Raw genomic sequence first — 23,481 nt, 5'->3', positions numbered from 1 at the left:
TGGCTGCAAATCAGTAAATTGGCACTGAACCTACTGACCTGCAGCCGGGATGTCAAGGCGCTTCAGAACGCTTACGGCGGCCGGTCATACTCCTGAATACACCATCACGCAGAATCAGCGCATGGAACAACGCGGCAGCAAGATGCAGCATGACCGTTATGAACAAGGCTAAGGCCACCCAGCTATGCAGCGGACGCAACCAGGCATAGAGATCATTACTGATCGGCGTGATGGGGGGCAGCACCAGACTGCCTCCCAGACTGATCGGATAGCCTGCAGCCGACAGCATCGCCCAGCCGATAAGAGGCTGCGCCAGCATCATTGCGTACAATGCCCAATGCGAAAGGTGTGCCAGCGCTTTTTGCCCGTTTGATAACGTCTCCGGCAAGGCCGGTTTAGCGGTGGTAAAACGCAGCCACAATCGCACCACCACCAACAGCAATATCATTAAGCCCAACGGCTTGTGGATCGCCACGAGCAAGCTGTGCAGTGACGATACGGTGGCGACCATGGCCACACCGATAAACAGCATGGTCATAATAGCGGCAGCCATCAGCCAGTGAATCGCGCGCAACGCCGGATGGAAAGTCTCTGTGTGTTTCATCAGTGTGCTCCTGCCTGTTCACGGGTACGGGCGTTGTAGGATTTGGCATAAGCCGATGAACGTGCATTGAGGATCGGATCGTCTGAAGCGGTGATACCCTCTGGCAGAATCAGCGGATCGTAATTGATGTCGTTACAGGCGCCCTGCTGCTGTGGCGTGGTTTGGTTGATGGTCAGGGTTCCCGCATTGATGGTTTGCCGGTCCGCTGGCCAGGCAATCGAAGCATCGCTACTGCTGTCCTGCGCATCAGCGACGGTGATAATCAGGTCCCATTGCAGCGCCCCTTTAGCAAGACGTTGTTGCAGATCGCTCTGCAGGAAGTTGCTGTCATTCTTATCCGCAGCATTGATTGGCTGATACTCGCTGTGCGGTACCATGCTCCAGCGAACCACGTGGCTCTTACCGGCCGAATCAACAAAGTTAAAGGCATTGAGGCTGTTAAAGCGATCGCTCGCCCAACTCGATGAAGGCACATACTGTTGCGCCCAGCCGAAGAATGGTTTGATTTCGGGATGTTTTTGAACGAAGGCCTGAATTTTCGCGGGATCGGGCTTACCTGTTTTAGCATCGGGGAGCGTGGCGATTTGCAGATCGTAAAACCCTTCCACACTCTTCACCGGAAACATCGGCATGGCATTCATTCCAGTGCGCCACTGTTGACCATCTTTTTGGTAAAACGCTAACGCCATGCTGCGCACCGGCACGGCATAATCCGGGGCGTTCGGGTTGCCACCGGCAATAGCAAAGCGCCCGATCACCGGGGTTTCGCCCGGTGCAAACAGCCCGGCACGCGACAGCACGCTGGCATTGCCGTTAGCGGCAAAGCTGCCGTTTATACAGACGCCTTTGGCATGATTGCGTCGGTAGCCGGGATGCTCCCCGCCTGATTTTTGTAGCACGGTAATGAGCTTATCGGAGGTCAACTTATTCGGTGTTAACCAGCCGCCAGCCCAGAGAAATAACGCGATGACTATCAATGGTACCACTGCAATAGCGGCCAGACGGGTGAGTGTCTGGCCGGTCGAAAGAGAAGGCTTGTTCATAGGTTCGCTCAACATGGCATAAATTAAGACAAGGCACTTACCCGAGCCGAATCAATAGCGCGTGGTAATCAACTGCGCCGTCCTGGTTGACGGTGGCAGGTGCTGAGCATTCAATCTACTAGTAGGTAGGTTGTCTTGTCAAACGCATTTGCACAGGCAGAAGCCTCACTGTCGCGGCCGACCGTGAGCACCTCCGGTTATCTGAGGGAATAAATTCGCAGGGGTAATCAGACTTCTTCGCGTGGGGTCGTGTGGATCTTCATGGGCGCAACCACGACGTTCACGCCCAGATCCTGCATCCGTCGCAGCACGGGCACCGGCGTACCCTGGTTGACAATCACCACATCGAACTCGCTGAGATGGGCAAAACGATGCAGCGCCCGGCGTTCAAATTTGGTGTTATCCATCATCAAAATACGTTTCTGTGCAGCATCAAACATCGCTCGTTTGGTTTCGACGGTTTCAGCTGACTGATGAAAGACCGTGTCATCAATGATCGCAGACATACTGACGAAGAACACATCGGCGCGCAGACTGGCAATCTCTTCTCGCGTCATGCGGCCCATAAACGCATTGCACCAGTGATAAAACTGACCGCCTAATCCCATCAGCGTGATATCGCGCCCGTTGCGTAACTCATTCATCAGCGTCAGTGAGTTGGTGATCACCGTTAACGGGGCGCGCGCGTGTAACAGGCGAGCCATCTGCAATACCGTGGTGGAATCATCAAGGAAAATCGCCTGTCCTGGCTCCAGATAAGTGGCAGCCACTTCAGCGATGGCTTGCTTCTCTTCCAGTTGACGCGTCGCACGGTAGATATCGCTGGACTCGACCAGGCTGGTTGGCGTGGCGGAGACCACCCCACGCGACTTATGCAGCAATCCACGTTCGACCATCTCATCAATATCACGGTGCGCGGTCATCAGACTGATGCCGAAACGGTCAGTGATATCTTCAATGCGAATTGCGCCTTCTGCCATCACGGCTTCCGCGATTAACTGGCGTCGCGCCAACTGCCGCGCCTGACGACTGTCGCTGGGTAAGGGTTCGGCCATGAAGACGTTGAGAGAAGAGTCCTGCGGGTTGTGCGCCATATTTCGTCCAGAAAGTGATGCAGAAATGCGGGTTCCAGGTGATTACAACGCGGAAACGCGCCTTTTGCAAATGATGTGGTGTTTGGACTCACGAGAAGGGTTACAGCGACGCACCGGAGTGCGTCCGCTGAGCAGTGTGCGGCCCGAAAGCCGCACGTCATGCATTACTGCTTCAATACAAACGGTGATACGAAATTACCCGCGTTCTCTTTGGTGATCAAAATGCAGTCAAACAGCTGTTTTTCCGATGCTGCGCCGGTTTTACCGGTTTTCAGGAAGCTGTCAGCCTGCTCTACCGCTTTCTGCGCGAACTGCGCCACGGGCTGCATTACGGTATACGCCAGAGTACCGGCTTTTACGGCATCAACGGCATCCGGCGAGCCATCAAAACCACCCACTTTAATCTGGTTCAGCTTACCGGCTTCTTTCAACGCGGCAATCGCCCCCAGCGCCATTTCATCGTTGCCGCTAATCACGCCTTTGATATTCGGGTTAGCCTGCAGCAGTGACTGCATCTTGTTGAAGCCCTGGGTACGGTCCCAGTTGGCGACTTCCTGACCCACTTTCTTCAGCGTCGGGTACTGTGACAGCACAGTATCAAAACCATTGGCACGTGTTGCCGCGTTGTTATCGGATGGCGGGCCCACTAATTCAACATAGTTGGCGGTATCGCCTACCTGTTTCACCCACTCCATCGCGCCCACCGCCGCGCCCTGCGCATTGTTAGAAACCAACTGCGCTTTGGCCAATCCGCTCTGGTTCAGCTCGGCGTTAATGATAAACACCGGGATGTTCGCCGCGATGGCTTTTTTCACTGAACCGACAGAACCGTCGGCGTTAGCCGGATCAAGAATGATGGCCTTGGATTTGTTGGTGATCGCCGTATCAATCAGCTGGCTTTCGGTGTTGGTATCACCTTTGTGCGCGCTGACTTTTGCGCTGTAGCCAAGTTTTTCAGCCGCTTTTTGCGCGACCTGGCCTTCTGTCAGCCAGTAAGGGTTGGAAGGATCGTTGACGATGATGGTCATCAACCCGTTATCCGCCCAGGTCGGTGCAGCGAAGGTGGTGATAGCCATCGCTGCGGCAGCAATAAACAGACGTTTTGTGAACATAGGTGCTCCGTTATTATTTAGGGTACAGGTTTTACGGATAACCGCGCGCTGCCAGACAGCGCGCGTGAGTTAGCGACTGCGTTTGCCGTATTGCAGGGTGTTGAGCAATACCGCCAGCACAATCACGGCGCCAGTGAACACCGTCTGCCAGTAGGCAGAAACGCCGATAATCACTAAGCCATCAGAGAGAAAACCGATTACAAAAGCGCCCAGCAGCGTGCCGCGCACATTACCGCGACCACCGGTCAGGGCCGCTCCGCCAATCACCACCGCAGCAATCGCGGTCAGTTCATAGGTGGTACCCGCCGTTGGGCCGGCTGAGGTGAGCTGTGAAGAGAGCACCAGTCCCGCCATCGCGGCACAGATACCCGACAACACGTAAACGCTGATCTTGATGCGTTTCACCGGCACGCCGGAAAGATCGGCGGCGCGCTCATTACCACCAGAGGCATAGAGCCAGCGGCCAAACGCCGAACGACTCAGCAGGAAACCACAGGCCAGTGCTACTACACCCAGCACCAACACACCGACGGGGATATTGAAGATGCGATTGAAGCCAAGCCAGTCAAAGCCGGTGTTGCCCAGCGCATCACTTCCAGAGAGTTTGTTGTAGGTCAGACCATTGGTGATCAGCAATGCGATACCGCGTGCCACATACATGGTGCCGAGCGTGGCAACAAACGCTGGAACGCGGAACCAGGCAATCAGCACGCCATTCACCAATCCCACCAGCGCCCCGATCACCAGCGTTAATATCGCCACCGCCCACACCGGCAGATACAGCACCACGCCCAGCGCTTCAAGGTTGATGCCCTGCATCATAAAGCCGGCCATCACCCCGGCCAGACCCAGCGTCGAGCCCACGGACAAATCAATCCCGCCATTGAGGATCACCAGCAGCATGCCAATCGCCGGTAAGCCAAAGATCGCCACGTGAGATGCCATGGTCAGGAAGTTGGCGCCGGTAAAGTAGTTAGGCGAGAGCAGGGAAAAAGTGACAATAATCACCAGCAGCGCAATAAACGCACGCCCTTCCAGCAGCAATCGCGCCAGATTGAGACTTTTATCGGCCTTCTTTTTACTCGCGACGGGCGGCGAATCCAGCGTGTGTGTTCTGTCTGTCATACCGTTTGCTCCGTTTTTCATGTCATGCCACCAGAGACTCGCCTGAAGCGGCCATAATGCGTTCTTTACTCACGCTGGAATCGAAGATGGCGTTAATGCGCCCTTTGCTCATCACTACAATGCGATGCGCAATACTCAGGCATTCCCCCACTTCCGAGGTGGTGTACACCACCGCCAGCCCCTTTTTGGCGTTTTCCGCCAGCAGACGAAACACTTCCGCTTTGGCACCGATATCAATGCCGCGGCTGGGTTCATCCAGCAGGATCACTTTTGGACGGGTGGCCAGCATTTTGCCGATCACCACTTTTTGTTGATTGCCACCGGAAAGCGAACCGATGGCCGCCTCACCGCCAGCGGTTTTCACCGTCACGTTGCGAATACTGTCTGTCACCAGCTGCTTTTCACGCCGTGGTGACAGCACCAGACCGCGCACAAATTCGCTGATACTGGCGAGCGACAGGTTTTCGCCCACTGACATGGTTTGCACCAGACCGTCGCGTTGCCGATCTTCCGGTACCAACGCAAGGCCGATTTGAATGCGCTGTTGAATGGTTAAGCCGCTGACATCGGTGTCTTGCAGCAAAATGTGTCCCTGGCTTTGATGAATACGCCCGGCGATACACTCCAGCAGTTCGGTGCGCCCCGCGCCCATCAGGCCATAGATGCAGACAATTTCACCGGCTTTCACTGCCAGCGAGAGGTTATCCACCAGCCGAATCCCGGTTTTGCTTTTCACCGTCAGGTCTTGCACAGTCAACGCCTGGTCGCCAAAGTCATACCCTTGCGGGGGCGAACCCAGGTCAAAGTGGTCGCCCACCATATTGCGCACGATCCATTCGAGATCGATCTCATCGCGTTTCGCGTACGCGGTCATCACGCCATCACGCAGTACCACGGCGCGATCGGTGATCTCCAGTGCCTCTTCGAGATGATGTGAGATGTAAACAATGGCCACGCCCTGACTGGTGAGATCGCGGATCACCTGGAACAGCACCGCCACTTCCGCAGCACTGAGCGCCGATGTCGGTTCATCCATGATCAGAATCTGTGAATTCACCGACAACGCGCGGGCGATTTCGACAATCTGTTGTTGGCCCAGACGCAGGTTTTCCACCGGCGTCAGCGGATCAATTTCCTCCTCCAGCGCCGCCATCAGATGGGCGGTTATGCGGGCTTCTTCCGCGTAGTCCACCCCACCCGGCTTCATGATTTCGCGCCCCATAAAGATGTTGTCGCGCACGTTCATGTTGGGAGCGAGATTCAGCTCCTGATGGATAATCGAGATGCCGCAATCGCGTGCTTCAGTGGCGGAGCGAAACACTTTCTCTTCGCCGTTGTAGAGAATTTCCCCGGATGTTGGCGTAATCACGCCTGACAAAATTTTCATTAGCGTGGATTTGCCTGCGCCGTTTTCACCAAACAACGTAGTGACTTCACCGCGACGGATCTCAAAATTCACGCCCTTGAGTGCATGGGTCGATCCATAGATCTTGCTGATGTTGCGCGCTTCAAGGATCACTTCGCCTTTCAGTAGCGCCGGGTTAACGTTGAACGGTTTCATTTCACCTCCAGACTGACTGGCGTCACCATCCAGTTATTCGGCGTGAGCAACCGGAACACCCCCACCACCTGAACGGTTTTTCCGGGCAGCGCATCGCGATCCAACTTATCCAGTACTTTGGCTTTCATGGCGCGATTGATCGCCGAACCGGCGTTTTGATACTCAATCTGGTTGGTAAAATCACCGAACTGGATTTTTCCGCTGGCATCACGCAAGTCGGTGCCGGTGATAGCCGGGCCCGTTTGCAGGCGAATCACATTTCCTTCCGGTAAGCCGGCCACTTTCAGCGGGAAGATGCCCATCTGCCCTGACTGAACCACCCCCTCCAGCTTGACGGGGATGACCGGAAGCGGCGAACCCACACCGTATTGCTGTACCGCGGCTTGTTGATTGGCTTTCAATGCATCGGCGAGGGTTTTTGCATCCACCGCACGCGCTTCAACATCCTGCTGAATACCGGGGAAGGTTTTCTCCCCGTAGCTATCCGGCGAGAAACCTTGCTCTTGCACATCTTGCCCGGAACCGATTTTCACCACTTTTGTGTCAATGGCCATGGCGGCAATCACCGCAACCACCACAACACCGATGATGCTGTAGCGGCGAATGCGCTTTCGGGAGAGCTGCTGTGCCAGCATTGAGACATCGGACATAACGTGACCTCTCACTGTTATCTGCTGCGATAATCGCCGCATTAAATGTTATAAATGTGATAACTCTTGTGATGAGGATTGTGCTGATGTGACTAAATTGTCAACAGAGGGTTCACGAATTTTTCAGGAGCGCGATCTGGATCGCTAAATTCACACCCTAGCGCCTAGCCAGCTAATAAAGGCCCGCCATACAAGCCTTATTCTTGTGATATCTCATTTCATCCTGTCGTCTACCACCGCCATTTTCGTGATCAAACTCGCTAACTGAGGTGAAATTTATTCGTTTTATCGAAAAATAATACACGAGATATGTTATCTCCATGGGAAGTGGTGTAAGACATTATTTAGCAAATTCATCACAGGGAATTAACACGACGTGATGGGTCAACTTTTCTTCCCTTCGGAGGTGTACGTGGGTAACAGCGATATCATTCTGGGTCTGGATTCCGGCACCTCCGTGGTGAAAGCGGTGGCGTTTGATCTGGAAGGCACACAGCTGGCGTGCGCCTCCGTGCGTAACCGCTATTACCGCAGTGAAGGCGGTGCCGCGCAGCAATCCATGACGCAGACCTGGCAAGATGCCGTGGACGCGATAAGGAAACTGGGCGAGCGTGTGGAAAACCTCTCTTCCCGCGTGGTGGCCGTGGCTGTCACCGCACAAGGCGATGGCACCTGGCTGGTCGGCGCCAACAACCAGCCGGTGGAGGATGCCTGGATTTGGCTGGATGCGCGTGCGGCACACACCGTCGATGCCCTAAACCAGCACGCCCTTGCAGCCGAGCGTTTTAAGGCCACGGGCACCGGGCTGAATACCTGCCAGCAGGGTTCGCAGATGGCGCATATGGACCAGCACTTTCCGGATCTGCTGGCGAACAGCGAAGTGGCGCTGCATTGCAAAGACTGGCTTTACCTCAATCTGACGGGCGTACGTGCCACCGATCCTTCTGAGGCCAGCTTCACCTTTGGTAACTTTCGCACCCAGCGTTATGACGACACCGTCATCGCGGCGCTGGGACTGGAACATCGCCGCCATCTGCTGCCCGAAATCATTGATGGCACGCAAATCACCCATCCATTGACCGCTGAGGCCGCAGCCCTCACCGGCCTGCGCGCGGGCACACCGATATCGCTGGGTTATGTGGATATGGCGATGACCGCGCTGGGCGCAGGCGTGCACACCGGCGAAGCCCATACCGCCTGCTCAATTGTCGGCTCTACCGGCGTGCATCTGCGCAGCGTGACCATTGATGAGGTGTGGCTGAATCCTGCGCAAACTGGCTATGTGATTCCGCTGCCCTGGCCGGGCTATGTGACGCAGGTGCAAACCAATATGGCGTCTACCCTTAATCTCGACTGGTTGTTGAATGTGGCCAGTGAATTGCTGAGCGGATTCGGCTGTGAAATCGATCATGCGCGGCTGGTGGCACATATCGACCAGTGGCTCAACAAAGCTGAACCCGGCACCCTGCTGTTCCATCCCTACATCTCGATTGCCGGTGAACGCGGGCCGTTCGTCAACGCCGACGCGCGCGCCAGCTTCACCGGACTTAACTATCAGCATAATTTTGCCGACCTGGTGCGTGGTGTGATTGAAGGCATCGGTATGGCCGCGCGTGATTGTTATCAGGCGATGGGCAGCACCCTGCCGGGTGAGATTCGTCTCACGGGCGGTGCGGTGCGTTCCCAGCCGCTACGCCAGATCCTCTCTTCCTGCATTGGCGCGCCGGTGCGTATCAGCCAGCGTGATGAAGCCGGTGCAGCGGGCGCCGCGATGATGGCAGCGGTGGCGATTGGCGCCTATCCCTCGATGGCGCAGTGCGTGGAAACCTGGGTGCGCCCGTTGCTGGATGCGCCTGAACCGCCTTCCGCTGAACTGTCGCAGCGTTATAACCAACTGTTTCCCCATTATCAGCAGATCCGCAGCGATCTCCCTGCCGCCTGGCATGCACTGAATAAGTTTTAAGGAGTACACCATGAGTGAAAATACGCTGGATCTGTTTGTCATTGGCGGTGGCATTAATGGCGCGGGCATCGCACGTGATGCGGCCGGGCGCGGCTTGTCCGTGATGATGTGTGAAAAAGACGACCTTGCACAGGGTACCTCCTCGCGCTCGGGCAAACTGGTACACGGCGGGCTGCGCTATCTTGAATATTATGAGTTCCGCCTGGTTCGTGAGGCGCTGATCGAGCGTGAAGTGTTGCTGAATGCCGCGCCGCACATTATCTGGCCGATGCGCTTTGTGTTACCGCACAGCCCGTCCGATCGTCCGGCGTGGCTGGTGCGTCTGGGGCTGTTCCTTTATGACAACTTAGGTGGGCGCAAAAAGCTGCCCGGCACGCGATCGCTCGATCTGATGCGCGATCCTGAAGGCGCGCCGATCCTCGATAGTTACAGCAAAGGCTTCGAGTACTCCGATTGCTGGGTCGATGATGCCCGCCTGGTCGCACTCAATGCGGTGGATGCCGCGGAGCGCGGCGCAACGATTTTGCCGCGCACCCGCTGTGTCTCCGCCAAACGCATCAGCGGCAAGTGGGAAGTGACCCTTCAGGATGCGGCCAGCGGCGCGCAGCGCACGGTATTCGCCAAAGTGCTGGTGAATGCAGCCGGGCCGTGGGTACTGGATATCGTCAATCAGGTCACGCAGACCAAAAGCAATCGCAGCGTGCGTCTGGTTAAAGGTTCACACATCATCGTGCCGAAATTCTGGGAAGGCCAGCAGGCGTATCTGGTGCAAAACACCGACAAACGCGTCATTTTCATCAACCCTTATGAAGGCGATAAAGCCCTGATCGGCACCACCGATATTCCGTGGCAAGGCAAAGCGGAAGCGGTGACCGCCGATGACAGCGAGCAGCAGTACCTTATCGATGTGGTCAATCGCTACTTCAAAGTGAAACTGCGCGCCAGCGATGTGATTACCCGATTCTCGGGCGTGCGTCCGCTGTTTGACGATGGCAAAGGTAACCCTTCTGCCGTCACGCGTGACTACGTGTTCGATCTCGACGATCAGCAAAACGCCCCGCTGCTGCATGTGTTTGGTGGCAAAATTACCACTTTCCGTAAGCTGGCAGAACACGCTATCCAGAAGCTCGCGCCCTTCTTCCCCAATATGGGAGAAGACTGGACACGCGAGGCCACTTTGCCGGGCGGTGATATGGCAAATGGCGATTTCGAAAGTTTCCTTGAGCAAGTGAAAACGCGCTGGCCATGGTTACCGGCGCCGCTACGCAAACACTATGCGCGTTTGTATGGCACGCGCATTGAGAAAGTGCTGGGTCACGCTCGTGAGCTCAACGATCTGGGCCGCCATTTCGGCGCACAGTTATATGAAGCCGAAGTGCGCTACCTGGTGGAAAATGAGTGGGCGCAGCAGGCGGAGGATGTGCTGTGGCGTCGCACCAAGCATCAGTTGCATCTGACGGCAGTGCAGCAGCAGGCCTTTAGCCAATGGTTTGACGCGACCTATGCTGCGGCCGTGCCGCTGCGTAAGGAGGCGTAATCATGCCGTTAACGCTTTCGCTCAATACCAACCCACTGGTGAATCGTTTTGCCGATCCGCAGGATCTGATTCACACCGTGGCACAACAGATCCGTATCCGCGATCTGCAGTTAACTCATGAATTTATTAATCCCGGCTGGCCAGCCGCCACCATCAACCGCATGTCGCGCCAGATGCAGAAAGCGCTGCGAGAAACCGGGGTGCGCGTGACCTCGGGTATGACTGGCCCCTATGGCCGCCTCAATCATTTTGGTCATCCGGACGTTGAAGTGCGGCGCTACTACGTTGACTGGTTCAAAACCTTCGCGGATATCACTGCGGAACTGGGCGGCGAGGCGGTCGGATCGCAGTTCGCCATTTTCACCCAGCAGGATTTCAACGACAGGACGCGGCGGGATGCCTTGATCGAGATCGCGATAGACTGCTGGGCCGAGGTAGCGGAACATGCCCAATCCGCCGGATTGAAGTACCTGTTTTGGGAACCGATGAGCATCGGACGCGAGTTTGGTGAGACCATTCCGGCTTGCCTCGCACTGCAGCAGCGTTTGAGCAGTGAGTCCTTTGCCCTGCCGATGTGGATGATGGCGGATATCGATCACGGCGATGTGACTTCAACCGACCCGCGTGATTACGACCCTTACGCGTGGGCAGAAGCGGTGCCGCGCTACTCGCCGATTATTCATATAAAACAAAGCATGATGGACAAAGGCGGCCACAGACCCTTCACATTGCAGTACAATGCGGGCGGCCGTATTCAGCCCCAGCCGCTGCTGGACGCGCTGGCGCGCGGCGGCGCGCACGATAACGAAATCTGCCTCGAACTGAGTTTTAAAGAGCGTGAACCCACTGACCGCCAGGTGGTGGCGGATATCGCGGAAAGCGTCGCGTTTTGGGCATCGCACATTGATACGGGCGTGCAGGATTTGCATCTGGCTTCCTAAGCCTATTGATCAGGAAATGAAACATGAAACCGGCTCCTACTCCCGCTGAACGCGATGACTCTTTAGCCCTGCGTGCCGCCTGGCTGCACTACGTGGGCGGCCTGACCCAGGCTGAAGTCGCCAAACGTCTGGGATTACCGTCTGTCAAAACCCATCGCATGATTGCCAAAATGGTCGCGGAGGGTGCGGTGAAGGTGTCGATTGATGGCGATATCATGGCGTGCGTGGCGCTGGAAGATCAGCTGCGCGAAAAGCACGGACTGCGTTTTTGCCACGTTGCGCCTGACCTTGGTGAAGAGGGATTGCCGGTACGAACGCTGGGTATGGCGGGCGCGGATTACCTGCGCAATCTACTCACGTCACAGCCTGCGATCACCCTGGGGCTGGGACACGGTCGCACCCTTTCCGCAGCTATTCACCAACTCCCGCGCATTGACGCCCCGCATATGCGCTTCGTTTCGCTGCTGGGCTGTTTGACGCGCAACTATGCGCTCAATCCCCACGATGTCATGCATCGCATTGCCGAAAAGACCGGTGCGCAGGCGTATATGATGCCGGTGCCGTTCTTTGCCAATACTCAGGAAGACCGCGACGTGCTGCTTAAACAGCGCGGCGTCAGCGAAGTGTTTGCCATGGCTGCACAGAGCGAGGTGAAACTGGTGGGGATCGGGACCGTGGAACCGGCCGCGCAATTGGTTGAAGCCGGCATGATTGATGAAGCCGAGATCAACGATATCTCGGCTTCTGGCGCTGTCGGTGAGCTGCTCGGTCATTTCTTTGACGCCAGCGGGCAGATGATTCACAACAGCCTGACGGCGCGCACGCTGTCGGTGGATTTAGAGCTTGCCCACCGCGCCGAGATTGTGGCGTTGGTGGGGGGATTAAGCAAAGTCGACGCGATCCGCGCGGTATTGGCCAGCGGTTTGGTGACGGGATTAATTACCGATGAGTTAACGGCACAGGCGTTAATCGCAGGTTAGAGTGGCTTCCATTCGTCCGCGAATAATCCAAAGACCCAATCGTCCCGCCATTCACCGGCGAGATGATAGCTTTTCCGCAAGGTGCCCTCCTGCTGGAATCCCACTTTTAATAGTGTCCTGCGCGAGGCTTCATTTCCAGCGGTCACAGTGGCAATCAGCTTGCGAAAGCCCAGTTCATTCAGCGCATAACGCGCGATATCGTGAAGTGATTCCGAACCCAATCCTTTGCCTTGAGCCTCTGCTGCCAGTAAAAAACCGACTTCCGCTATACCTGCACCGCGATCAATCAATCCGGTGAGGCCTAACGGCGCAGAGTGCCCCTTTTCTATGATGACCAGACAGAGCCAATGTGCACTGCCTTTTTGCCAGCGCGGCAATCTTATCTCGAACCTGTCACGTCGAATCTCGTCTTCAGGCTGCGGATCGGCCACATAGCGCATCACGCGCTCATCCTGTTGCAGCGAGAGAAAGAATCGCCAGTCATCGGCAGCTAACTGGCGATACTGCAGTCTTTTAGAGGTGATGTTAGGGAACATTGAATCCTGAATTCGCGATGTTGATGTTTTAATTATTTACTCATACGCAGTTTAATCTGAGAGAACAAGCCCCGGAACACCACAATTGCGATAATTATCGCCCCCCAGGTCGCGGTGATCATAAAGGGATCGAGACGCAGCAGGTTTAATCCGCTGGATATCATCTGCAGGATAATCACCGCCAGGACAACACCCGAAACACGGCCGAAACCGCCAAACGGACTCACTTTACCGAGAAACGCGGCCAGTACCGCCACCAGCAAATAAGAATCCGCATAGCTGGCTTTGACCGAGTTCAGTTGCCCCATCATCACCAGCGAGGTCAGCGCTGCGAACGTTGAAGAGAACACATATTGCATCACGGTGATTTTTACCAGGTTGACGTTGGCGTATTGTGCCGCCGTCGCGTTTGAACCCATCATATACAGGCTAAAACCAAATCGGGTTTTATTAAGCACCACTGACGCAATAATGGCTGCCACGACGAACAAAATCAGTGCGTTAGGGATACCGAAACTGACGCCATTACCCAGACTCAACAATGAATCCGGGAAACCCGACAGCGTATAACCGCGCGTCAGCACCACATTCAACCCGGCAATTAACGTCATGGTGCCGAGCGTGACCAAAATATCGGGGATCTTGAGGATCGCTATCAGCAAGCCGTTGATCACGCCCACCAGCAGACAGGCAATAAAGCCGAGCAGCACAGCGAGTATCACCAGTTCGATCCCCGCCAATTTCATGCCCTGTGAGGAGAGGGCTTGCAGCACGAGCGCGATAATAATGCCATTGAGGTTCGCCGTTGAGATGATGGAGAGATTGATCCCGCCGGACAGCATTGAAATCATCATGCCAATCGCCAGTAAACCGACTATCGGTAATTGATAGGCCATCGATATCAGGTTCTGCGTGCGAACAAACTTCTCACCGTTGAGTGCGAACATCAGGATAAATACGGCAATCAGCACCACATACAGCGACAGATTCTCCGCAATGACAGCACTGAGACGCAGGCGTGCGGGCGCGTAAGTTTTCATGGCTTTGCTCCTCATTGTTCCACCACCACGCGCACCTGCGCCCTTTTCTGTCGAAGAATTTGCAGCGCATTCAGTGACACGCTAAACAGAATCACCAAACCGGTGAAGACGTTGTAGTAGTAAGGTGAGACTTTCAGCAGCGTCAGGCTGTTGCTGAGGATGGCGAACAGCAATACGCCTAACAGCGTTCCTGCCACGCTGCCGCGCCCGCCAGTGACCGATGCCCCCCCCAGCACCACGGCCGCAATCACCTGCAACTCAGAACCCACAATGGAATTAGGGATCACCGTCTGCACAATCGATACCTGGATTATGCTGGCAAATCCGGAAATAGCACCGACAAAGGTATAAATGAATAAGGTGGTGCGACGCAGGTTAAAACCCACGCGTTCGGCAGACAGCGCATTGCCGCCTACCGCGTATATGCTGCGCCCCAGTACGGTGTGTTTGAGGAACAGATGCAGGAATATCGCCAGGGCAAACCACAAACAGGTCACCAGACTTAAGCCATACCAGGCGCCGTTTGCCGCCTGTAACGGGAAGATTTTTATCTCTGCCAGACTGAGCAGTGAAGGCGGCAAGTCGTAAATCAAATCACCCTGCGTCACGACGTAAAGTGTGCCGTAAAACAGACTGTTGGTGGCAATCGTGACGATAATGGCCGTGATTTTGAAGTAATAGATGATGATGCCGTTCAGCAATCCCATTAAGGCGCCGAGAATCAGTGCACATATTATTGCCAGCCAGATATTGTCGAGCCCAAGTTGCAGGAACCAGAACACCACCACATATTGCGCTACCTGGGCAATGGCGGTAAACGAAACGTCAAACCCACCGGAAATCAGCACCAGTAAGACACCTAACGCAAAGATGCCCAGCACGGTCCAGGACTTCAGCAGGTCGGTCAGATTATCAAAGCTAATGAAGTTGGGATTGATACTGGTGATCACAATCGACAACACGACGATCAGCACCAGCAGCAGGGTCTCACGCGCTTTGAACAGTTTCATCATATCCACGACACTCTCCTTCGGTGGGCGTTATTGCCGCTCCATCTCATGTTGCAGCGTTTCATTATCAATTTCGTCACTGCGCCAGCTTTTGCCCAGACGACCGCGCTGCATCATGATGATGCGGTCACAATTGGCCAGCAGCTCGGGTAGCTCATCCGAAATAAAAATGATGCCCATGCCTTCCTGCGCTTTCGCTTTCACGGTTTGGTAGATGTAGTTTTTGGCACCCACATCAATGCCCACTGTGGGGCTGTCCAAAATGAACACCTGAGGTCGCATGGCCAGCCATTTTGCCAGCACCACCTTTTGCTGATTGCCACCGGAAAGCATGCGAATCGGTTGGTCCTGACTGCCATATTTCACCTGCATGCCTTTGAGCAACTCCTCAACCGTATCGCGCATTTTTTGACTGTTAAGCAGTCGCATCGGGGTCAGGTAATGATCCAGGGTACAAATAGCCGCATTCGCGGCGATGCTCTGCTCCATGATGAGCCCCTGGGCCAGACGATCTTCGGGAACATAGGCGATACCGTGTTTAACCGCGGCATGAATGCTGTTGATGGTGACAGGTTGACCATGCAAATAGATTTCGCCACTTTGTGCGGGCTCCACGCCAAACAGTGCCATGGCCAGTTCGGTACGTCCGGCACCCAGTAATCCGGCGATGCCTAAGACTTCACCTTTGCGTAATTCAAAACTGACATCCTGAAAGCTGTTGCGTTTGCAGAGATGGCGAACACTGAGCAGCACCTCATCCGTTGCGCTGGTTGCCCGCGTTTCAAAGCTCAGGGCATAGCCCAGCATCAGATTTTCAATATCACCGCTGGTGAGTTTTTCCGTGGGCTGGCAGTCAATGACTTTGCCATCGCGCATCACGGTGACGCGGTCGCAGATTTCCAGTAATTCATTCAGTTTGTGGCTGATAAAAATGAAGGCGATACCTTGCTGTTTTAACTGGCGCAAAATAGCAAAGAGATTGTTGATTTCGCTGCGCGTTAGCGCGGTCGTGGGTTCATCAAGGATGATCAGTTTTGATTGATTGACCAGCGCACGTGCAATCGCCACCAACTGTTGTTTAGCAATGGGCAGTTCGTCTACCGTTGCGTCTAAATCGAGATGAATGCCCAATTGAGCGATGATTTTGACGACGTTATCTTTGTATGTGCTGCTGCGCACCAGCGCTTTGCGGTCATTCAGCATCTGGCTGATATAGATGTTTTCTAACACGCTGAGATTGGGAAACAGTGACAGGTCCTGGTAGATGATGCCAATGCCCTGCTTCACCGCATCCATTGCCGTGAAACGCTGGATGGGTTGATTTTTGATGGTCAGGCTACCGCGATCGCGTGATTCAACGCCGGCAATGATTTTCATTAAGGTGGATTTGCCGCAGCCGTTTTCACCCACCAGGCCGTGCACTTCTCCTTCATTGATATCAAAACTGACATCGTTGAGTGCGGTCACGCCGCCAAATTTTTTCGTGACATTCGCCACAGATAAAAACTGCATACGACCTCCGCACACTCTGCGGTGAAAGAGACGGGCATCATCGATGACGCCTCACGAATAAACCTTTCAGGCTTAGGGGGCGACAAAGATGCCGCCCTCATCATTTAAAAATCGTACTTGCTGTAATTGTCTTTGGTGACCGTCAGTGGCTTATCAAAGATGATGTTTTGGCCATTGATGGTCGGTACGCCAAGCGTGGGGATTTCCAGACCTTGTTTGATCTGATCCCGCTTGCCATCCAGCACCATTTTGGCGATGTAGGCCATGGCGTAGGAGGCCTCACCCGGGCTCCAGAGAATCGATTCGGTCAAGGACCCGTCCTTGAGGAAGGTGGCGCTCTCTTTCGGCGACGTCGTTCCAATCACGGTCAGTTTCCCCACCAGGCCTTTTTCACGCAGCGCCTGTGCAGCACCCGGCCCACCCTGACTGCCGAATGCCAGTACCCCTTTCAAATCGGGATAGGTTGAAAGTAACTCCAATGTTTTCTGACGTGAGGCGTTACGATCTTCGCTGACCGGGAAGCGATCGGAGACCAGCTTCATATCGGGATATTTCTCTTTCATCTCTTTGATCGCGGCATCTGCCCAGGTGTTGTGCGCAGGTACGGTCAATGAGCCCACATAAATAGCGAACTCCCCTTTGCCACCCGCATGTTTGGCAAACTCATCCATCATGTAGCGACCAAATTTTTCGTTTTCGATCATCTCAACGTCATAGTCAGCGCCAGGTTGGTTCACTGATTCGTGGGTGATGACCACAATCTTCTGGCTTCGCGCACGGTTGAAGACTGGCTCCACCGAACTGGCATTATTTGGCACCACCAACAATGCATTGGCGCCCTGGGTGATGCTGTCTTCGATAATGCGTACCTGCTGCGCTTCATCAGCGGAGGCAGGTGCCTGCTGATAGGCATCGATTTTGAAATCTTTGGCCGCTTTTTTCAGGCCAGTTTCATAATCGTTGAACCATGCAGAACGCAACTTGGGAATACCGACCATGGTGTATTCATCTGCCGCCTGAGCAGGCAGCGATGTGCAGATTGAGGTCACGCCCAGCAGCAGTGCCAGCGTGAGAGCATTACGCGTTTTCATCATCATGTGTGTCCTATATCAGGCGGGATAGCGCCGTTCAGGTTCAGGAATGGAGCCAGCGTTACCGATTTCGATCACGGCACCCTGAAAACGCTCCTCAGTATCGAGGTAGTAGAAAACGTCATCACCAATATTGCCGCTCTGCACCACGTCATATCCGCGTGCTTTGTAGGTTTCGAGCGCCTTTTCACAATCCGCAAAATAAAGTTTGAGGTGATGCAAGCCGTACCCGTGCTTTTCGATGTATTCGTCATAGATGCTGTAGCCTGAGACCGGCTGCATCAATTCCATCTGCACGCCATTAATCCAGCACACGGCAATTTTGTAGATATGCTCTGCCGGTTGACCACGGTAGATCGATTGGTTCACGTTGTGTGGACCGTAGGTATAGACATCCCACGGGCCCATGTTGAAGGCTTCCCAGTAGTGCTGCATTGCCGCATCAAGATCTTCCACCAGATGAGCAATCTGAATGATGTCACCGTCTTTCATCGTATGCGCTCCACTCAGGCAAATTTATGAGGCAACCCTTCGAGGTTGGTGTGGCTGGCTTTCATCGCATCCATCTGGATTCCGCACTGCTCAATCAGCATCATGGTGACGATATCGGTGAAGAGGAACAGCGACTGTTCCAGCAAGGTAGACATGGGCTGAATGGACGGGATTTCCTGTTCGCCGCCGAATATCTGGCCGGGTACACGCACCGCCAAATCCGCATATTGACCATGTTCATTTTCAGGGTGTGCGGTAAGCAACACGATGCGGGCACCGGCTTCTTTCGCCAGTTTGATGATGTTCAGTTCTACATTGGTGACGGCACAGTGCACGATGAGCAAATCACCTTTGCCAAGATAGGGCGAGGTGGTGTCATACACGACGTAACTGTCAAATCCCATGTGCTTAAGGCGCATGGCGAAGCCACGCACTGATAGTTGCATGCGACCCATGGCATAAAGCTGGATGGTTTTCGCCTGGCGGATTTCTGTGATGAGCTGGTCAATTTGGTGCGGATCAACGGCCAGCAGTGTGTCGCGGTTTTCATTAATGACCTTCTCTACCAATGCTGCGTATTGAGACATGTGTCATTCCTCAGTTGGCCCTAACAGGCACAGATGTAGGGTTTTATGTTTACAAATTTGTAAAATTAAATACCTGACAACTGATGACAACCTTACGCAACATTTTTACTTTATCTTTTGGAATTGATCACAAAACAAACACAAATGGATTACATATCGAGCGCAAATAGCGATTTAGCGGAGTTGATCACAAGTTTCCGTTCAGTTTGTGCGCTATTTTTCACTCAATGTCGTTCAATTTAAAAAAATCGAATCCACTATCATTTTTTCATAATTTACAAATTTGCACGTTTTTCAGTTAGTTGATTTTACTTATTAACTCCCTTAATGTGTTCCATCGCTGAAACTGTTGATCAACGGGCAAACCGCACTATGGCGAAATCAGGCAAGCTGGATCGCGTGTATCTTGAATTAACGCAACGTATTCATCGTGGCGATTATGCCAGCGGTGAACGTTTGCCGACTGAAATGATGCTGTGTGCCGAGCTGGATGTTTCACGCCCCACGCTATCTCGCGCACTGTCACGCTTACGTGAACAGGGGCTGATTAGCAGTACCCAGGGTTCAGGCCATTACATTACCTATTCTGAACCCAGCCAGATGACACACCTGCCGCCCGCGATGGCGTTGGGCATTCTTTCGCCACGTATGGAAGCCAACGAAAGTGGATTTCTGTTTGAGCAGATCTTTAAATCCATTGCCGCTCTGTCTCAGCCCTTCAACTTTGATTTGGTGTGGAACGGTGTCATGACGTTGGGCGCAGGTGCTTCACGTCAGGCCATCATCAGCAAGATTGATGGTGTGATTGAGCGCTACCAACGTAGTGGTGTAAAAGGCGTGTTCTTTATTCCCATTGAATTTCATCCCTTCGCCACTGAAATTAATCAATTGATTCTGAGTAAACTGGAACGCGACGGCATGAGTGTGGTGCTGCTGGACAGTGATGTGGTGCGCTGGCCTGCGCGCAGCCGGTGGGATTTAATTGGCATCGATAACGTCGCAGCGGGTGCAGTGATGACGCGGCATTTACTGGCCGAACGCCCACGCCGCATCGATTTCCTCTGCGAACGTTTCTCCGCAAACACGGTTTATATGCGCATGCTCGGTTATCAACTGGCGTTGCAGGAAGCGGACATCACTCCCCAGCAGTCCTGGCAGCATGAAGGCGAACTGAATCATGCCGACTTTATTCACCAGTTACTGGCCAGTGGCGCGCGTGATGTCGTCTGTGCCAATGACTTTACCGCGATGAAGTTGTTATCCCTTTGCAGTCAGCAGGGGGCAAAAATCAACGTCGTCGGTTTTGATGACAATGAATATTCCGCGCTGCTGGGCATTCCGTTAACCACCTGGAAACAGCCCTTCAATGCCATTGGACATAACGCGGTCGTCGCGATGATGCACCGTCTGGATAATCCTGAGGCCAGCCCACTCCACCTCATCGCGCAGGGGGAACTGATCGTCCGTGCTTCCTGCCACGCCTGCTAAACTCATTTCGCTAAATCAGCGTTAATTCCATTGGCTGCTGGTGCAATATCTCCTGAAACGCCGGGGACAGTTGGTTATCGGTGATCACCTGCTTAAAGGGCAATGTCGGCGCCAGGGCGAAGGGATGGATCTGGCCAAATTTAGAAGAGTCGGTGAGCGCGACAGTGTGCGTCTGCTTTTCCATGATCGCGTTGACCACATCGCAGCGCAGCATATCGCGGCCGGTAAATCCGGTAACGGCATCCCAGCCGTCGATACCGATAAACGCTTTATGAAAATTGAGATGTTGAATGCACAAACGCGTCAGCGGCCCAACCACGGACTCACTGCTTTTTTGGAACAGCCCGCCGAGAATGATCACATCACCGCCCTTTTCTCTCAACAAACCAGCGATGTAATGGCTTACGGTAATAATCGTGATATCACCGCGTTCACTCAGTTCGCGCGCCAGCAAAGCGTTAGTACTGCCGCCCTCGATAAACACCGTTTCACCCGCGTTAACCAGCGAAGCGGCGTACTCCGCGAGGCGTTTTTTGACGGCAAAGCGGGTCTGCATACGTGCACCAACATCATCGCTTTCTGGCGCCACGGCAGAACCGTGCACGCGGCGCAGAAAGCCGCCTTTCTCCAGAACATTCAGATCCTGACGCACCGTCACTTCAGAAACGCCGGTGGTTTGCGCCAGTTCATTAACGCTGACGCTGCCGCGTTCGCTGACCAGTTGGATAATGTGCTGATGACGTGCGTTCATAATGCCTGCTTCATTTTAAATTTTACTCAGCTTACCAGAAACTTACTCTAAGCCGAGACTGCGACGACCGTTGCTATTTAACGCGTCCAGGGTAAACCGGTCACGCCAGTGGGTTTCATAGTCCTCTTTCGGGAAATCACCCGGTGAAGCACCGGTGGCCAATGCCTGAGCAACCTGAGTGGCATAGGCAGCATTCTTCTCGCACAGGGGCGCAGCAGGGATGTACATCACATTGCCCCACCCCTGTTGATCCTCAACCGGAGCAACCGAGTGAATGACATCACAATGCCACCACACAGAATCACCCGCCTCCATGGCCGGAATCGAGCACAATCCCTCAATCAGTTCCGGATGCCACTGCTGTGAGATGGGCAGCACTTTGCCCGGTGCAACACCGCAAAGCTCATCCTCCGGCACATCTTTTAGCAGTGGACGCAGCAACAGATAAGCCATCGCTTCCGGTACGGGCACCACATGGAGTAATCCCTGATGCAATTGCATATCAGACAGCGCTGTCCATCCCTGGAAAGTGCGGAAAACTGAACATTTGGTGGTCGTACCGGCCTGATATTCGTTCACTTCGGTGCGATGTGCCGCATCCCAGGGATCGTATTGATCGAATTGGTTATTGAAGATTTTGCTGAACACCTGTTGGTAAGCCGGCAGTAACCAGCGTTCCAGCGCACCGGAATCAGTATGCGCGCCCAGCCCTTTTGATGTCGTGCCAGGTAAACGACGGCGAATACGATCGGGGTAGATAATGCTGACATCAGGGTCAAACCAGCGCGTTCCGTTGGATTCGAAGGTCCACAGGCGATTCAGGAAGGATTGGGTTTGTGCCATGGCGTCGCTCTGGCGCGCAGACATCTGTGCTTCGCTCCAGTAGATCGGGTAAATTTCAGGACGTGATGCATCGAGGCTGCCAAAGAAGTTGTCACCCGGCCCTTTATAGACTTCATCGAAATCATTTTTATCAAGGTATTCCAGCATTGACGCATCCCAGCCCAGCGCCTGCTCGCGCGTAAAGGTTTGCCTGACCACCACACACCCGCGACGACGAATGTGATCCTTCACTTCATCGGAAATGCGCCCAGCGGCTATGTCATCCCAACGTACCTGTGGCCATGCCGTGCCGTTTCGCGCTTCTTCCTCGCGTGCTGCAGCAATTTCGCTGAGGATTTTGCTTCTGACCTGCTCAAACAGGCCCTCAACATCGCCGATTTGCGCTCTGAGCACTTGTTTCATCAAGCGGATATGGTGCTTTGCATCTTCAGGTTGTTGTAAAGAGGTAAAAGATGTATTCATTTTGTCGCCCCTATTGTTTCGAATGAAACTTAGATAAGCTTCATTCATAACAACCTGGCGATATTTCACCTAACCTCAGCGCACGATTTTATGAAATACATCACAAAAAACTGAGAAAAACGTCCAACCGAAAGTGCACCGGAGTGGCTCTCCGGTGCCGGGAAATGAAGAGAAATGACGGGAAATAAAGAGGAAGAAGACGGTAATGTGTGGGAACGAAATGGCCGGGCAGGTGCTATTCCAGCCAGGCGTGATAACGCTGATGGAGTTCAGCCAGATTTTTTACATTGAGTTTGCGCATTGCAGACTGTTTTTGGCTGCTAATGGTTTTAATACTTTTGTCTTTGGCAACAGCAATATCCGTTACGGTACGGCCGCGATAGATGGAGCGGATGATCGTTCTTTCCGTGGTACTGAGTGAAAGCATCGCTTCTTCATACATTCTCGATGAGAATACCTGCCGAAGAGATGAACCCTTCTGCGGAGCAGTGGGTTTGACTTCAAATCCCCAAACTCGATGTTCAAGTACTGCCGTCACCGCCTCTTCAACCTCGCGTTGATTGCTTTTCCTGTTTAATATCGCTTGCACACCTGATTTTTTATATTTTTGTAATAGTCTGATATCCGATGCGCGGGTCAAAATGATGACAGATGCCGTGGGCAAGTAAGATTTTATCAGCATAGAAATAACATCTGCATTGCCAACCTCAGTGTCGATAATAATCAGATCCAGGTCTTTATCAATGATGTTGATCTGTTCATCATGGGTTTGGATGGGATGGTGAGTCACCGTCACAGCATTCAATGTTGTCAACATGGCGCGAATACCATAATAAGTGATCGCGCTGGGTGTCATAATAGCGATATTTTTATTTTTGAGTTTGCTGGTTGTTATTTTAATGACGCTATGCATTGTTGATATTCCTCAATTGTAATCACGCCAATATGCAATTATTACAGATTCATCTGATCGATATTATCCGATGCCATGCGATTAATCCGATGCGCATATTATTCGCTAGATTGAAGGCTTTCAACACGCTGGTGTAAATGTCACTT

At 53.6% G+C, this 23,481-nt stretch carries 22 protein-coding genes; 5 read left to right on the top strand and 17 right to left on the bottom strand.

All coding sequences use genetic code 11. The features are described 5' to 3' along the window. Positions 1-52: 52 nt before the first annotated feature. From ACCW76_RS00485 to ACCW76_RS00455, 7 genes are all read right to left on the bottom strand, one after another. Positions 53-604: a cytochrome b gene (locus ACCW76_RS00485; RefSeq protein WP_045833400.1), complete on the bottom strand. Its 552-nt coding sequence runs from the start codon at positions 602-604 to the stop codon at positions 53-55. Continuing rightward, positions 604-1,647 (bottom strand): catalase family peroxidase, encoded by a 1,044-nt coding sequence (locus ACCW76_RS00480; RefSeq protein ID WP_436337418.1) that lies wholly within the window; start codon positions 1,645-1,647, stop codon positions 604-606. Before ACCW76_RS00480 ends, ACCW76_RS00485 begins: the two co-directional genes overlap by 1 nt. A gap of 227 nt (positions 1,648-1,874) precedes the next feature. Further along, entirely contained in the window at positions 1,875-2,741 is an 867-nt protein-coding gene (locus tag ACCW76_RS00475) for a DeoR/GlpR family DNA-binding transcription regulator (protein WP_038646971.1), read from the bottom strand. A 164-nt stretch (positions 2,742-2,905) separates the two neighbouring features. Next, positions 2,906-3,853 (bottom strand): D-ribose ABC transporter substrate-binding protein, encoded by a 948-nt coding sequence (locus tag ACCW76_RS00470; protein WP_034823484.1) that lies wholly within the window; start codon positions 3,851-3,853, stop codon positions 2,906-2,908. Positions 3,854-3,922: 69 nt separating this feature from the next. Beyond that, positions 3,923-4,978, bottom strand: a complete 1,056-nt coding sequence (locus ACCW76_RS00465) for an ABC transporter permease (RefSeq protein ID WP_436337417.1) — start codon at positions 4,976-4,978, stop codon at positions 3,923-3,925. Between the two features lie 22 nt (positions 4,979-5,000). Next, positions 5,001-6,539 carry a sugar ABC transporter ATP-binding protein gene (locus ACCW76_RS00460; protein ID WP_436337416.1) on the bottom strand — a complete coding sequence of 513 codons (1,539 nt, stop codon included), beginning with the start codon at positions 6,537-6,539 and terminating at the stop codon, positions 5,001-5,003. Continuing rightward, positions 6,536-7,189: a DUF2291 domain-containing protein gene (locus ACCW76_RS00455; protein ID WP_436337415.1), complete on the bottom strand. Its 654-nt coding sequence runs from the start codon at positions 7,187-7,189 to the stop codon at positions 6,536-6,538. Before ACCW76_RS00455 ends, ACCW76_RS00460 begins: the two co-directional genes overlap by 4 nt. Positions 7,190-7,568: 379 nt before the next feature. Between ACCW76_RS00455 and ACCW76_RS00450 the strand changes: the two genes are divergently transcribed. From ACCW76_RS00450 to ACCW76_RS00435, 4 genes are read left to right on the top strand one after another with little or no spacing between them, the layout of a single operon-like run. Next, positions 7,569-9,152 (top strand): FGGY-family carbohydrate kinase, encoded by a 1,584-nt coding sequence (locus tag ACCW76_RS00450; RefSeq protein ID WP_231638464.1) that lies wholly within the window; start codon positions 7,569-7,571, stop codon positions 9,150-9,152. Between the two features lie 10 nt (positions 9,153-9,162). Then, on the top strand, positions 9,163-10,689 hold the full coding sequence (locus ACCW76_RS00445; RefSeq protein ID WP_436337414.1) for a glycerol-3-phosphate dehydrogenase: 1,527 nt from the start codon (positions 9,163-9,165) through the stop codon (positions 10,687-10,689). 2 nt (positions 10,690-10,691) lie between these two features. After that, positions 10,692-11,630, top strand: coding sequence for a sugar phosphate isomerase/epimerase family protein (locus ACCW76_RS00440; RefSeq protein ID WP_045833395.1), 939 nt, complete (start codon positions 10,692-10,694; stop codon positions 11,628-11,630). Positions 11,631-11,653: 23 nt separating this feature from the next. Further along, a complete protein-coding gene (locus ACCW76_RS00435) occupies positions 11,654-12,610 on the top strand; it encodes a sugar-binding transcriptional regulator (RefSeq protein WP_038646961.1) in 957 nt (318 codons plus the stop codon). Here ACCW76_RS00435 and ACCW76_RS00430 read toward each other — a convergent pair. The 7 genes from ACCW76_RS00430 to ACCW76_RS00400 all read right to left on the bottom strand — a co-directional run bounded on the left by ACCW76_RS00430 (position 12,607) and on the right by ACCW76_RS00400 (position 18,878). After that, entirely contained in the window at positions 12,607-13,146 is a 540-nt protein-coding gene (locus ACCW76_RS00430; protein WP_436337413.1) for a GNAT family N-acetyltransferase, read from the bottom strand. The two genes, ACCW76_RS00435 and ACCW76_RS00430, sit on opposite strands and share 4 nt — an antisense overlap. 32 nt (positions 13,147-13,178) lie before the next feature. Then, the gene (locus ACCW76_RS00425; RefSeq protein WP_436337412.1) at positions 13,179-14,186 is read right to left on the bottom strand and encodes an ABC transporter permease; all 1,008 of its coding nucleotides are present in this window, start codon (positions 14,184-14,186) and stop codon (positions 13,179-13,181) included. Positions 14,187-14,197: 11 nt separating this feature from the next. Next, positions 14,198-15,199, bottom strand: a complete 1,002-nt coding sequence (locus tag ACCW76_RS00420) for an ABC transporter permease (protein WP_436337673.1) — start codon at positions 15,197-15,199, stop codon at positions 14,198-14,200. A 27-nt stretch (positions 15,200-15,226) separates the two neighbouring features. Beyond that, a complete protein-coding gene (locus ACCW76_RS00415; RefSeq protein ID WP_436337411.1) occupies positions 15,227-16,708 on the bottom strand; it encodes a sugar ABC transporter ATP-binding protein in 1,482 nt (493 codons plus the stop codon). Between the two features lie 104 nt (positions 16,709-16,812). After that, the gene (locus ACCW76_RS00410; protein ID WP_237449327.1) at positions 16,813-17,805 is read right to left on the bottom strand and encodes an autoinducer 2 ABC transporter substrate-binding protein; all 993 of its coding nucleotides are present in this window, start codon (positions 17,803-17,805) and stop codon (positions 16,813-16,815) included. A gap of 12 nt (positions 17,806-17,817) precedes the next feature. Further along, entirely contained in the window at positions 17,818-18,291 is a 474-nt protein-coding gene (locus ACCW76_RS00405) for a VOC family protein (RefSeq protein ID WP_224928272.1), read from the bottom strand. Between the two features lie 14 nt (positions 18,292-18,305). Further along, on the bottom strand, positions 18,306-18,878 hold the full coding sequence (locus ACCW76_RS00400) for an SIS domain-containing protein (protein WP_160867339.1): 573 nt from the start codon (positions 18,876-18,878) through the stop codon (positions 18,306-18,308). A gap of 372 nt (positions 18,879-19,250) precedes the next feature. Between ACCW76_RS00400 and ACCW76_RS00395 the strand changes: the two genes are divergently transcribed. Next, entirely contained in the window at positions 19,251-20,366 is a 1,116-nt protein-coding gene (locus tag ACCW76_RS00395) for a GntR family transcriptional regulator (protein WP_436337410.1), read from the top strand. A gap of 10 nt (positions 20,367-20,376) precedes the next feature. Here the strand turns inward: ACCW76_RS00395 and ACCW76_RS00390 are convergent, their stop codons facing one another. The 3 genes from ACCW76_RS00390 to ACCW76_RS00380 all read right to left on the bottom strand — a co-directional run bounded on the left by ACCW76_RS00390 (position 20,377) and on the right by ACCW76_RS00380 (position 23,335). Continuing rightward, the gene (locus ACCW76_RS00390) at positions 20,377-21,117 is read right to left on the bottom strand and encodes a DeoR family transcriptional regulator (protein ID WP_436337409.1); all 741 of its coding nucleotides are present in this window, start codon (positions 21,115-21,117) and stop codon (positions 20,377-20,379) included. A 42-nt stretch (positions 21,118-21,159) separates the two neighbouring features. Further along, on the bottom strand, positions 21,160-22,422 hold the full coding sequence (locus ACCW76_RS00385) for a DUF1479 domain-containing protein (RefSeq protein WP_436337408.1): 1,263 nt from the start codon (positions 22,420-22,422) through the stop codon (positions 21,160-21,162). 235 nt (positions 22,423-22,657) lie between these two features. Then, positions 22,658-23,335, bottom strand: a complete 678-nt coding sequence (locus ACCW76_RS00380) for a LuxR C-terminal-related transcriptional regulator (protein ID WP_436337407.1) — start codon at positions 23,333-23,335, stop codon at positions 22,658-22,660. Between the last annotated feature and the right edge of the window lie 146 nt (positions 23,336-23,481).

Origin of the sequence: Pantoea sp. C8B4, assembly GCF_051336905.1 — a bacterium.
Classification (GTDB): domain Bacteria; phylum Pseudomonadota; class Gammaproteobacteria; order Enterobacterales; family Enterobacteriaceae; genus Pantoea; species Pantoea rwandensis_B.
This window is presented reverse-complemented; position numbering and strand designations above follow the sequence as displayed.